The sequence below is a fragment of the Dehalococcoidia bacterium genome, from assembly GCA_035528575.1.
Lineage (GTDB): Bacteria > Chloroflexota > Dehalococcoidia > E44-bin15 > E44-bin15 > DATKYK01.
Window position 1 is genome coordinate 62,765 of the sequence record DATKYK010000020.1, and the last position, 12,503, is coordinate 75,267.

At 47.8% G+C, this 12,503-nt stretch carries 14 protein-coding genes; 9 read left to right on the top strand and 5 right to left on the bottom strand.

The features are described 5' to 3' along the window. Positions 1–37: 37 nt before the first annotated feature. Together VMX96_03930 and VMX96_03935 are read left to right on the top strand one after the other, a co-directional pair. Entirely contained in the window at positions 38–178 is a 141-nt protein-coding gene (locus VMX96_03930; protein ID HUU63053.1) for a DUF5679 domain-containing protein, read from the top strand. A gap of 257 nt (positions 179–435) precedes the next feature. Beyond that, complete coding sequence (locus tag VMX96_03935; protein ID HUU63054.1) at positions 436–930, top strand: hypothetical protein; 495 nt, start codon at positions 436–438, stop codon at positions 928–930. 349 nt (positions 931–1,279) lie between these two features. On the opposite strand, the gene VMX96_03940 is transcribed toward VMX96_03935, so the two are convergent. The 5 genes from VMX96_03940 to VMX96_03960 form a co-directional block, all read right to left on the bottom strand. After that, on the bottom strand, positions 1,280–2,836 hold the full coding sequence (locus VMX96_03940) for a lamin tail domain-containing protein (protein ID HUU63055.1): 1,557 nt from the start codon (positions 2,834–2,836) through the stop codon (positions 1,280–1,282). Positions 2,837–2,969: 133 nt separating this feature from the next. Further along, positions 2,970–3,677 (bottom strand): hypothetical protein, encoded by a 708-nt coding sequence (locus VMX96_03945; protein ID HUU63056.1) that lies wholly within the window; start codon positions 3,675–3,677, stop codon positions 2,970–2,972. 108 nt (positions 3,678–3,785) lie between these two features. Continuing rightward, complete coding sequence (locus tag VMX96_03950; GenBank protein HUU63057.1) at positions 3,786–4,046, bottom strand: hypothetical protein; 261 nt, start codon at positions 4,044–4,046, stop codon at positions 3,786–3,788. Between the two features lie 87 nt (positions 4,047–4,133). Further along, on the bottom strand, positions 4,134–4,292 hold the full coding sequence (locus VMX96_03955) for a hypothetical protein (protein HUU63058.1): 159 nt from the start codon (positions 4,290–4,292) through the stop codon (positions 4,134–4,136). A 39-nt stretch (positions 4,293–4,331) separates the two neighbouring features. Further along, positions 4,332–6,281 (bottom strand): NHL repeat-containing protein, encoded by a 1,950-nt coding sequence (locus VMX96_03960; GenBank protein ID HUU63059.1) that lies wholly within the window; start codon positions 6,279–6,281, stop codon positions 4,332–4,334. A gap of 526 nt (positions 6,282–6,807) precedes the next feature. On the opposite strand from VMX96_03960, the gene VMX96_03965 reads away from it, so the two are divergent. From VMX96_03965 to uvrB, 7 genes are all read left to right on the top strand, one after another. Further along, positions 6,808–6,930, top strand: a complete 123-nt coding sequence (locus tag VMX96_03965; GenBank protein HUU63060.1) for a hypothetical protein — start codon at positions 6,808–6,810, stop codon at positions 6,928–6,930. Positions 6,931–7,145: 215 nt separating this feature from the next. Continuing rightward, positions 7,146–7,553 carry a hypothetical protein gene (locus VMX96_03970; protein HUU63061.1) on the top strand — a complete coding sequence of 136 codons (408 nt, stop codon included), beginning with the start codon at positions 7,146–7,148 and terminating at the stop codon, positions 7,551–7,553. A 233-nt stretch (positions 7,554–7,786) separates the two neighbouring features. Beyond that, complete coding sequence (locus VMX96_03975; GenBank protein HUU63062.1) at positions 7,787–8,014, top strand: helix-turn-helix domain-containing protein; 228 nt, start codon at positions 7,787–7,789, stop codon at positions 8,012–8,014. 54 nt (positions 8,015–8,068) lie between these two features. Then, positions 8,069–9,667 (top strand): recombinase family protein, encoded by a 1,599-nt coding sequence (locus VMX96_03980; GenBank protein HUU63063.1) that lies wholly within the window; start codon positions 8,069–8,071, stop codon positions 9,665–9,667. A 169-nt stretch (positions 9,668–9,836) separates the two neighbouring features. Next, entirely contained in the window at positions 9,837–9,998 is a 162-nt protein-coding gene (locus tag VMX96_03985; protein ID HUU63064.1) for a lmo0937 family membrane protein, read from the top strand. 57 nt (positions 9,999–10,055) lie between these two features. Next, positions 10,056–10,196, top strand: a complete 141-nt coding sequence (locus tag VMX96_03990; protein HUU63065.1) for a DUF3096 domain-containing protein — start codon at positions 10,056–10,058, stop codon at positions 10,194–10,196. A gap of 281 nt (positions 10,197–10,477) precedes the next feature. Further along, the gene (gene uvrB / locus VMX96_03995) at positions 10,478–12,445 is read left to right on the top strand and encodes an excinuclease ABC subunit UvrB (GenBank protein ID HUU63066.1); all 1,968 of its coding nucleotides are present in this window, start codon (positions 10,478–10,480) and stop codon (positions 12,443–12,445) included. The last annotated feature ends 58 nt before the right edge of the window (positions 12,446–12,503 follow it).

The following is a 12,503-nucleotide window of genomic DNA, read 5'->3' on the forward strand; positions in this document are numbered from 1 at the left end:
AATCACATATGCTCCCCCACAGAAAGGCGGTGGATTAATGCAAGCATATTGTATGAAGTGCCGAAAAAAGGTGGATATCAAGGACCCGAAGTCAATCACGATGAAGAATGGCCGACCGGCCACTCAGGGCGTGTGCCCGAAATGCAACACCAAAGTATTTAGAATAGGGAAGAGTTAAAGCTGGTATTTGAGTATCTATAGTATGTAAGAAGTATGTAAGAGGCTGCGGCTGCCCGCTTTGATGATATGGTGAATCCAAGCCGTGAAAGGGGCGTTTGATAGTGCCCGCAAGTTGGCTTATAGTGCGAGTAGCCACCGTTATGTTACCAGAGAAAGAAAAACCGAAAAAGGGAAGACAATGAGCATCAGTAAGATAAGGGGATGCCTCTACAAGACAGCCCAGCTCCTGGGTGATGACTTTTGTAAGGGGGTCATATGGGATTCTTAGATGCTTATGATAATAGAAAAAGAACATTAGGAATTCGGGACAAGCAGATTCTATATAGGAATGCCAATGGAATCTGCGACAACCCTAAATGTGGTAGAAAGATTGATTTTGATGAGATGGAGGTAGGGCATAAGACGGCATTTTCAAAAGGAGGAAATATCACTCTCAAAACCGCGAAATGTCTCTGCCATCGATGTAACAAACTCCAGGGTACTGACAGTTGGGATACTTTCTTAAAGAAACAGCGAGTTATCGTTACAAACCCTAAAGCAGAAATGAAGGCCTCTTTGGCCAAATTAAAACTTGGCGAACTGAAACAACTTGCTAAGAAGCATGATGTCTCGGTCAAGGGAAAGATTGTTGAGTATTGGTTTCACGACGAGCACAAAGCTCCAACTAAGGCAGAGTATATTAACAAACTTTCAATTATTGTTACTGAAAAAGAGATAAAAACACTTTTAAAGGATAAACGGGAAACCTGACTTTCGGCACCCCTAAATAGGCTTCGCTTTGACTTCGTATCCTAGAGCGTCTCTTATTGTAAAGTAACGCTTTCATGATAGCTCCACGCTCACGGGGAAGCTACCAAACGCATCAGTAAGGCAAAAGAGCATCTGTGGACTCTCTTATTGTGAGCCAATGACGGGTGTGTAGTTCAAAATGCCATAAGATATGTCGCAGCCCATTGCGTTTGTTCAGCCTTTCTCATTTCCTGCTTCCTGCCCTTTTTGGATGCGATGATAATCCTGCGGGGGATAGCCTGTAAATAATTGCTACTGTGTGCTAAATAACAGAATGGGCCACTATGAAGACACCATAGAGCCACTGAATTCAGCAGCCAGGTGGGTAGCTCATTCTGGATACCTCGTGCAACTCTGAATCATACAGCGCCGCACAATCTGGGCTGGTATTATTCCAAATGGCCGTTCCATAACCAAAACTGAAACCTCCCCATTCTGGATGATACTCATTAGTGTAAACTCGGATAGTTTCACCAGGCCCCAGAATATAGTGAGGGAATGTAAAAGAGGGATAACCTTCATCGATGTCTTTCAATACCCACCCAAGAAGGTCTTGAGAGGCATCACCTAGGTTTTTTATCTCCACATATTCATCAGATTCTGTCTGGTAAACAACCCCGTCATAGAAGATACAAGTTATTTGAACACCAGACGTTGGAGTTGGAGTCGGCGTAGTAGAAGGTGTAGGGGTAGGTGTAATAGTTGGGGTTGGGGTTAGTGTAGGAGCGCATTCCGATACTTCATATTCAGTTCCGTCAGTTATTATGGTAATAGTGCCACACACATCTGTTCCATAAATCTCAGCACCTATCGCCTCCAAGGCCATAATAGTCTCCGAATGCGGATGCCCGTATGGATTACCTACGCCAGCCATGTATATAGCGACTTCAGGCTGGACAACATCGAGGAACGCTTGAGAGGAGGAACTATTAGACCCGTGATGTCCTACCTTGAGAATGTCAATATCGACGAGTATGCCTGCTGCTATCATGCTGGCCTCGGCTTCTTCCTCAGCATCCCCGGTAAATAAGAAGTCTATGTCGCCATAGCTCAGCATAAGGACTATGGAGTTGTTATTTATATCGTCAACCAAAGGCTCTACTGGGTGAAGCACATTAAAAATCAAGCTATCCACTGTAATAGTGTCTCCCCTCCTCGCTTCGTTGACACTAGCACCCTCAGCGTTGACCTTGGTCATAAAATCACTGTAGGTATTGGAGGTCGAGGTATCGCCATTAAGCCAGATTTCTTCGACATCGAAATCTTCCAGGACTCTAATAAGCCCACCAATGTGGTCAGCATGGGGGTGAGTAGCTATCATCACTTCAAGGCTACCATTCACGTAGTCCTCAAGATATGCTGTGACACCAGGTGATCTGCCACCCCCATCGATGAGCACCTCGGTATCGCCTAAGTCAATCAGGATGGCGTCGCCTTGGCCTACATCGATGAAGTGAACTGTCAGCGGAGTAGGTGTAGGTGTGGGTGTAGGCGTGGGTGTAGGTGTGGGAAACTCGATAATAGTCCCAACAAGGTATTGCGCTACCAGCTGTAGGTCCGCCGAATCAACTGTGCCACTGTCGTTGACATCAGCAGCGAGGAAATCATTGCCAGTCAGCGTTATTGTTCCAACTATATGCTGGGCTATTAGCTGAAAGTCTGCCGAGTCGATGATTCCGTTGCCACTGCCCAGCGGGTGAACGTCACCTTCCAGTCTTGGTGTTGATATAGGCATTGGCATTGCAGTAGTCGTAGGGGTAGGTGTTGGGGTAGGTTCTTCGTCAAACCCACCTGTAGCACCAATTGCAGCAACCCCAGCGACAGCAATTATTGAGATAGCTATTATCACAACAAGCGCAATTTTCATTGTCTATCACCTACTACTGCGGGTGTGATAATACTCTTGGGGCTAAGGGCTGTCGCACTGGGGAACTTCTGGAAATATTTGCATATTAGCCTTACTCTTCCGTACTACTAGCGTAACCTGACAGCAGGAATGACTAATCCTTTCTTATGACCCTGGCATTTGGGTAGGTGTTTTCTAATCCCTTTTTCCATTCGTAGTAGCGTTTTTCTGAAACATCAAGTTCAAACAGAACAATTATTGGTCCGTCAAAGTGTTGTCCATAACGTATGCATTTATCTGCTATAGTTACTAAATCACTTGTTCTAGTTGGCCCCTTGACTTCAATCGCAATATTGTCAACAATAATATCTGGTCGTGATGAACCCCTTTGTATTTCTATTTTAGTAGAAGGAAATTGAGCTATTAACCAACCATGCAAATCAGTTTGATAGGGAAACTCATCTCTATACTTTCTTGCTGGTGGGAATCGCTCAATAGCACCCGTTATTCTATTGATTAGTTCCTCTGCTTTAGCCTCGTCGTGTGTTCCCCACCGTTCACGTCCAAATCTATCAACGAATTTGACTAGACCCTTTTTCATTTGTTCCTGTTCATAAGCTCTCTTTTTTGCTAATAATACTTCATTCCTCTTTGCTCTATAAATACGATAAAAAACAAATACAGTTACTAATACAACGATTATGACTCCAGAGACAACAGATACTGTTACAATGTTTAGCTTTACCCACTCAATGAATGGTTGTAGTATAAATATCCATGCAAGAATACAGACAAAGATAACCCAAAATAGAATTTTCGCCCAACGTGGGAAACCTTCATCATCAAAATCGCTATTATCCATGAATTGCGGCGACCTCCTTATCTCGCCAGCTATATTAACTACCGGCAAACTTCAGGGTTAAAAGCGGTCATCTGCTTATTTCAGGTTAATGCACTTGTCTTGCTACTGTTATCGATATTCTGGAGGTGGTTCTGCCCAGCCAGTGCCTTTACATCTCTTACAACGTCTTACATCCGGGACAAATTCCCCTACATCTTTTTTGCCAGCTCCACCACAATCAGGACATTTTCTATAATTACTAGGAACACGGACTATACCGTGTCTTTTGCATATGGGGCAAGTTGCCTCTGACTCTACGAAATCTCCCTCGTATATTATCCCTGTACCGCCGCAATATCCACAAGGCCTATCTACAATCCTAGCACCCACTTAACACCTCCTCTTTTAAATAAGGAATCGCCTTACCGTAATGATTGTTATGACGGAATAGACTATATGCTGATATATCGCTTCGGCCTAGCCTGTGCTGCGCTCCAGTTTCATCTGCTTGTATCCAGCCTTGCAATCAGGGTGACGATTGCAGCCGTTTCCTGAATAGAATCCATCACGACGGGTTTCAATCTTCGTATAGCCTATCTTTACCCTTACCTTCTCTTCTTCAATAGTCACTTTCACTGTTGCCCCTCCCACTGTGCAGCATGTAAGGCCAGTGCCTTAATCTCCCCAAATAGCCTCCGTGGCTTCTACTAACGAAGCAATTGGGTCAACCACTAGCTCCCTCACAACAGTCCTCAAAAGGCTGTTTTTCGATATGAAGTCAGCCACAGGCGGGCTTGCCTGGTAGTACAACTCCACAAGTTGAGAGCCTAATGTGCTTTCAAGCAGCACTTCATCCCTGAACGCTCGGAGAGTGTCGATTTCCTTGGCTGTCGATGTGCCGTAGGCTGCGGTGGCTATGAAGCAGCCGCCTTCTTCTTCGAGAGGACTGCCGGGACCTCCCTGGTCTATGATCATGCTATCGGCAACCCACCAGTCATCCCCTAAACCGCCGTCGGTTAGGGTGATTGTGATTACGTTGTCCCCATCATCGCTGCCCATGACTATCTCATACCAGTGCGGCGTATGGTTGCCGGGGGTTGGACCGTACTTCCAGTACTGGGTCCCCACGGGGACAGGGTCGGGAAGCGTGATGGTAATATCTACCGACTGGCCTAGTGTCAGCCCCGTCACATTGAAGGAGAAGAACCCATGGGGGAAGACAATATCTGGCATAGTATCAGCCGCTTCAGGAGGTAGGTCATCTTCAGCTATGGCTGCTAGGTCTTCGATTGTGCCTGAACTAGACGAGAAGTAGGCGGTGCCTGTGCCAGTGGCTGTATCTACTGAAGTGCTAGGCGTAGGCGTTAGTGTTGGGGTGGGTGTGGGGCCGCCAGTCTGGACATACTTGATAGTAGCGTAGTCAGCAGAGTAGTAACCGCCAGTACCGACGCCATCGCTCCAGCCGGTGACGTAGACATTTCCTGAATCATCCACGGCTATGTCATAAGCCTCGTCACCATCGCTTGCGGAGCCGTCGTAACGTGCAACCCACAGCTGGTTGCCATCGCTATCGTACTTTACAGTGACGTAGTCGTCGGAGTTGGGGTAGCAAAAGCTCAAGCCGGTGACGTAGACATTTCCTGAGTCATCAACGGCTAGCGCTGTAGCCACGTCTTGACAGTATCCCGGGCCTTCGTAGCGTGCCTCCCAGAGCTCGTTACCCTCGCTATCGTACTTCACAGTTGCGTAGTCGTCGGAGCTGATGTCGCTATAGCTGAAGCCAGTGACGTAGACATTTCCTGAGCCGTCCAAGGCCAACGCATAAGGGTAGTTAAACACGCTTCCCGAGCCATTGTAGCGTGCAACCCACAGCTCGTTACCCGCGCTATCGTACTTCAAGGTTGCGTAGTCGTCGGAGCTGACGCTATTGCTCGAGCCAGTGACGTAGATATTTCCTGAGCCATCGACGGCTACATCCCGAGCTTCGTCGTTACTGTTTCCCGGGCCGTCGTAGCGTGCAACCCACAGCTCGTTACCCTCGCTATCGTACTTCACAGTAGCGTAGTCGCCGGAGCTGATGTCGCTATTGCTCGAGCCGGTGACGTAGACATTTCCTGAATCATCCACGGCTATGTCCCAAGCCTCGTCGTTATCGTTTCCCGGGCCGTCGTAGCGTGCAACCCACAGCTCGTTACCCTCGCTATCGTACTTCACAGTTGCGTAATCCTGGGACATGTCGTCACCGTAGCTGTAGCCGGTGACGTACACATTTCCTGAGCTGTCCACGGCTATGTCCTGAGGTTCCTCATCGTAGCTTGCTGGGCCGTCGTAGCGTGCAACCCACAGCTCGTTACCCTCGCTATCGTACTTCACCGTGACGTAGTCTTCGCAGGTGTCATCGCCATAGCTGAAGCCAGTGACGTAGACATTTCCTGAGTCATCAACGGCCAGCGCTGTAGCCATGTCATTATCGCTTGCCGGGCCGTCGTAGCGTGCAACCCAGGCCTCTACAGCCGTTTCATCGGCATTGGCAGCGGAGGCAGGTATTATCATAGTCAATAAAGTCACTAGAACGACCGCTAGGGCCAAACCATAAAGAGAAGTATATACATGCTTCCTAATCATCACTTCCTCCTTTAGCTTATTTTGTCTTAGGTACTACTCTGATCAAGAGCTGTCCGAGAAGAATGCGACAAGTTTTAAGCAGAATATAAAGTGAAGTTTAAATAAAAAAACCTTCAGCGATAGGCTTATACGCCCCGCTTAAAGGTTTGTTTTGGGCAAAACCATAGATTCACCATACTTCCTTATCCGATATTCTTTTGTATGTGAATCCTCAGTTTTACCCGTCTGTGGCGATTTATAAAGAAGCGCCTATGGTTAAACGCTCATAGTAACGGTAACACAAGATGCGCCATTTGTCTGTCGGGAAAGTATGTATTTTTTGTGGGGAAAGTATGTATTTATTGTTGTGGGGAAAATCCTTACAAAAATGGGGATTATTGTAGGGAGGCTTCTCATGAGGCCTGTTTCGCTATCTGGGCATGCCTTCCAAGTTTAAGAAGGCCTTGATATTCACCTGTGACAAAGCGCTAACAGAAAATAAGGGCGTGTAAAATGTATTTGAAGCTTGAAGAAAGGAGGTCAAGACATGCCAACATTGAAACATTTGGTGGAAGATGTCGAGAAGCTCGGAGCTAACCCCGAAGACATCCATATTCCTGGTGTGGTCTTCGATGATTTAGTCGAGCAGGCTGACGAACAAGAGGAGTAACCTCGATCCCTTCAATGTTGAGCCTTGCTAGCGGGCTCAGCTTAAGGGATAAAGAACTCTTTTTAGTGTTTTCACCCTTTCATACGCAATTACGATTCATTATTCGTTGAAAAACTCATTGGTTATTACATTTATGGCGTTGGAAACCACGAATTTTACATTGAAATGTTGTTATTAAACTCAATATTTATAGGAAAAGTTACTAGGAATATTAAATGTGGATACCAAAGAAATACAAAAAGAAACTGGAAAAACGATATTCTAAGACAGAAATTGGCAGAAAACAGCTGAACTTTGCCTGTGATGTCGTCTTGATCGACCGGTTTAAATTTCTGGCTGAATATCTAGAAACTCCTCTCTACACTCTTGCCGAACATGCCTTAGAGTTGGGCTTAGGTGAACTTGCAATAACCTTGCAAGACAAGGCGTTAACTGAATTTCTACAAAGGCATCTGTTGAAAGAACATCTGTTAGTGGGACAGTTAAGCCCGGTAGATAAGCATGTATCAGATAGAGTCAGGAGAATTAATAATGCACTAAAATTCCTGAAATTTGTTGAGGTGAAAGCGGGTAATCCTGAAGCTGTTGAAAAAATCATTGACCGGATTATAAAAGAAGGATAGAGAAGTCATGGCTATCTCAGAAGCAGAGGCAGCCCATTAATCCCCTAGCAGATAATCTACTCCAATGCACCTATCCTCATCGACACACCAAAGCGTTTGAGAGAAAAACACTTGACTTTGTATGGCTTTTATGTTATTATAATCTTGTGAAGTTTATTATTACATAGTGCTCACAATTAGCCTCTTGCTATGTGCTTCACATATAGTATAATATAATGGTGGAGATAGATATTATGACACCTACTCAAAAGTTCAAAAGGAAGAAGAATATACTACAGAATATGCTGTCAGTCAAGCGTATAAGTAAGAAGTACGGCTTTCACCCGAATACGGTGCGGTCATGGGTTACTCGTGATGGTTTGAAGGCTGTTAGACATGGTCCTGGGAGGAAGATTTTTATTAAGCAAGATGATGTAGAAGCGTTTATCAAGCGGTGGTATGAGATAGATGAAGGGGAATGATTTCTATATTATCCACAAAATTTTCAATAAAATTTGAGAAGGGGGTAGAGAAAAATGAAAACAGTAATATACGCACGGGTCAGCTCCCAAGAGCAGGCAGACAACAAATTCAGTATTGAAACACAAATAGAAGATTGTCAAAATCACGCCCGCCGTCAGGAGGACGTTGTCGTAAAAACCTACGTTGATATTCAGTCGGGGCGTGATGCTCAAAAGGGCAGGCTACAATTTGAGCAGATGTTAAAGGATGCCAAGGCAGGGTTGTTTGAAAAAATCATTGTTTGGCGACCTGACCGATTGTTCCGAGGCTTGACCCCAGCGGCAAAATTAGCCAAAGTTTTAGATGAAACTGATGTCGATATCGAAGGCGTGCTTCAGCCTCTAACTAGACGGACGGTTGGTTTGTGGGCATGGGTAGCTGAGCAGGACGTCGAGAGCATGACGGATCGACTCGTCAGTGGTAAACGAGCTAACGCTAGGGAAATCGGTAAATGGGGTGGTGGTTTTGTAAAGTATGGGTATCGCTACAATTGTGATAAGACGTCACCGGACTATACTGGCAAATTGGAGATAGATGAGGCTGAGGCTGGCGTTGTTCTGGGTCTTTTCCAGTGGGTGGATGAAGGAAAAACGGCTTCAAGCTGGTGTAGATGGGCAAACGAGCAAGCCATACCTACTAAGCGAAGGAGTCAGGGCTGGACACCACAAGAGGTCTCAGAAATGCTGAGGAATAGATGTTACACAGGTAGCGGAGCTTATGGGAAATTGACACGGAGAGGCAATAGGCTTGTGCCTGCTAACAATCCCGTATCTTTGAGCTATCCCCGAATTATTGACGATGACCTGTTTGAACGTGTGCAACAAAGGCTTTTAGAAAACAAACGAGGAAACCGGGGCTCAACCAGGTCAGACAGGACATATATCCTTCAGCACATGGGCCAATGTGGAGTATGTGGCGGGCGGCTATGTTGCACAACCAACGGTATGGGTTATCGGTATATGTATTGTCTCAATCAGAGGCGCTTTCCTCATATTTATCGGTGCTATAAACCTCAAAACTGGCAGTTGGACTTGATTGAAGATTACATCTGGGACGAGGTTAACGGCGTGTTGTCGGGCTATGTTAATGGGAGTTATGAGGCGCTTATTGAGCGACTTGATAATGGGCGGGATGATAGGCAGAAAGCCATAAGTAAAATTAGTGTTGAGCTAGAACACTTCCCAGTGGAAAAGCAACGAATCCTGACCATTCTGCGGAAGGGATATATCAACGAGGCAGAAGCCGAAATCCAGCTTACTGTGATAAACTCCGAAGAAGCACACCTGCAACAAGAGCTTGCTCAGGCTGAGCACCTTCAAGCCAACTCAGTTGAGGTGTGGCAAGCCTTCAAGGCTCAGCTACACGAGCTTGACCGGTTCCGCTTCTTCGGCTTCCATCATATATCCGCCGACCAGAAAAAGCAGCTACTTCTTACCTTACTCCAAGGCTTTGTATTGTTTAAGGACGGCAAACTGGAAATCAGGTTCAAGTTGCCAGTCAAAGAACAAGTAGCCGATACTATTTTAACCCTATCAAGCAATGATACCATCTTCGGTAACAATAATTATGAGGCAATTCGGACTATTGACATTTCCATAGCAAATGTTCCATAATCCACGCGCACATATGGGAAAGGAGGTGAACTGATTCAAGCATATTGCATGAAGTGCCGGAAAAAGGTGCATATTTCAGGTAAAGATGACTCTGGTGGTACTAAGCTAGCCACCGGCTGTTGTACTTGGCTGAGTTCCTGCTATTTCCGTATAATGAAAGGAGGGTGATATGCTCTGGAATTTATTAGTATTTATCGTTGTTATTCTCTTGATTTTGTGGGTGCTGGGTTTTGTCTTCTCCTTTGGGGGTGGGCTGATCCATATATTAATTGTTGTCGCAATTGTTCTCGCAATTATCTGGCTGGCACAGCGAGTGAGAGTGAGAAAGTAAAAGCATTAGAGTTGAAGCAAAACCAATACAATAATAAAAGCGGAAAGGAGATATGCTATGGAAATTACTGGTCTTGTTGCGGGAATAATCGCTATCGTTGCTGGGGTACTGATATTGATAAAACCGAAGCTTCTTAATTGGGTTGTCGCTATTTACCTCATTGTTGTTGGAGCAATTGCTGTCATAGACGCATTGTAGACACTACGTAAAACATTTTTCTTACTGATGACAGCACATAGATAACAAGTAGTATCAGGGCAATTATCACTGTAAATATCGACAGATCTACATGCTGGCGCTTATATCGCACTGTTGTCGCATGATAACATAACCTACCTTATTTCTCTATAAAAATTGCTCCCCAAAATCGTCAACCATAACCGAGCAGAACCCTCAGCAAGTAGCAGTTGCCTTTATAACCGGCCGTGGCTAAAATAGTAAGGTGAGGCCTTTGAGTCATGCCGGAGCAAGCACAAAAAATGCCCTCGTTCAAGATCGTTTCCGATTTTCGGCCTACCGGGGACCAGCCCCAGGCGGTGGACAGGCTGGTGGAGGGGCTGGAGCGCGGCTATAAGCACCAGACGCTGCTGGGCGTGACCGGCAGCGGCAAGACCTTCACCATGGCCAACGTCATCGAGCGGGTTCAAAGGCCCACCCTGGTGATGTCCCACAACAAGACCCTCGCCGCCCAGCTCGCCACGGAGTTCAAGGAGTACCTTCCCGATAACGCCGTGGAGTACTTCGTCAGCTACTATGACTACTACCAGCCCGAGGCCTATATCCCCAGAACCGATACCTATATCGAGAAGGAGAGCGATATTAATGAGGAGATCGATAAGATGCGCCACTCATCCACCAGGGCGCTCTTCACCCGAAGGGATGTTGTCATCGTGGCCTCGGTATCCTGTATCTACGGCCTGGGCTCCCCCGAAGAGTACCACGGCTTCGTGTTGAGCCTCACCAGAGGCGAAAAGAGGAATCGAGACCGCATCGCCCGCCAACTGGTTAACATGCAGTACCAAAGAAACGATATAGACTTCACCCGCGGCCGCTTCCGCATCCGCGGCGACACGCTGGAAATTCAGCCAGCATACGAGGAGCTGGCGGTCAGGGTGCAGTTCTTCGGGGATGAGCTCGAGCGCATCGTGGAGGTCGACCCGCTGACCGGCGAGCTGCTGGCGGAGCGTGACTTCGTAGAAATCTACCCGGCGAAGCACTTCGTAACCTCCCCCGACAAGATGATGGCGGCCATCGAGGACATAAAGGCGGAGCTGGAGCAGAGACTGGAGGAGCTACGGGGGCAGGGGAAGCCCCTTGAGGCGGCCAGGCTTGATGCCAGGACCAACTATGATATCGAGATGCTCCAGGAGGCGGGCTACTGCACCGGGGTGGAGAACTACTCGCGTCACCTGTCACGAAGGGCAGCGGGGAGCCCCCCCTGGACGCTGCTCGACTACTTCCCCGATGACCTCCTCCTCTTCGTCGATGAGTCGCACATGACCCTGCCCCAGGTGCGCGGCATGTATCACGGCGACCGCTCGCGGAAGGAGACGCTGGTGGAGTACGGCTTTCGCCTGCCCTCAGCGCTGGACAACCGCCCGCTTAACTTTGCAGAGTTCGCCGAGCACGTTAGTCAGGCAATCTATGTCTCGGCAACCCCCGGCCCCTACGAGTATGAGCACAGCGAGCAGATCGCGGAGCAGCTAATCAGGCCCACCGGGCTACTGGAGCCCAGCATCGAGGTCAAGCCGACAAAGGGGCAGGTCGATGACCTCATGGAGCAGATAAGGACTCGTGTGGAGCGGGGGGAGCGCTGCCTGGTAACCACCATGACCAAGAGAATGGCAGAGCAGCTCTCCGATTACCTGAAGGAGATGGGGATCAAGACCCATCACCTGCACTCTGAGATCAATACCCTGGAGCGGGTGGAGATCCTGCGCGACCTGAGGCTGGGCGTCTACGATGTGGTGGTCGGCATCAACCTGCTTCGCGAGGGGCTCGACCTTCCCGAGGTGAGCCTGGTAGCTATCCTCGATGCCGATAAAGAGGGCTTTCTGAGATCGCGCGACTCGCTGATCCAGACCATGGGGCGCGCCGCCCGCCACATCGAGGGGAACGTAATAATGTATGCAGATACCATCACCGGCTCGATGAAGGCGGCCATGGATGAGGTCTGCCGCCGCCGCAGTATCCAGCTAGAATATAACCAGGCGCATGGCATCACCCCACAGGGGATCAAGAAGGCTATCAAGGATATCACCGACCGGGTGAGGGTGGTGGCAGAGACCCGCACCCCCTATACCGCTACCCCCATACCCAGGGATGAGATGCTGCGCCTGATAAAGGAACTGGAATCTCAGATGAAAAAGGCAGCCAGGGACCTGGAGTTCGAGAAGGCGGCGCTGCTCAGGGACCGCATCGTCGAGCTGAGAAGGGATATGGAGTGAAGAGCTGCCCCGATTATATCGGGGCAGCTTTTAAAAGTCCCCCAAGATTGGGGGATTA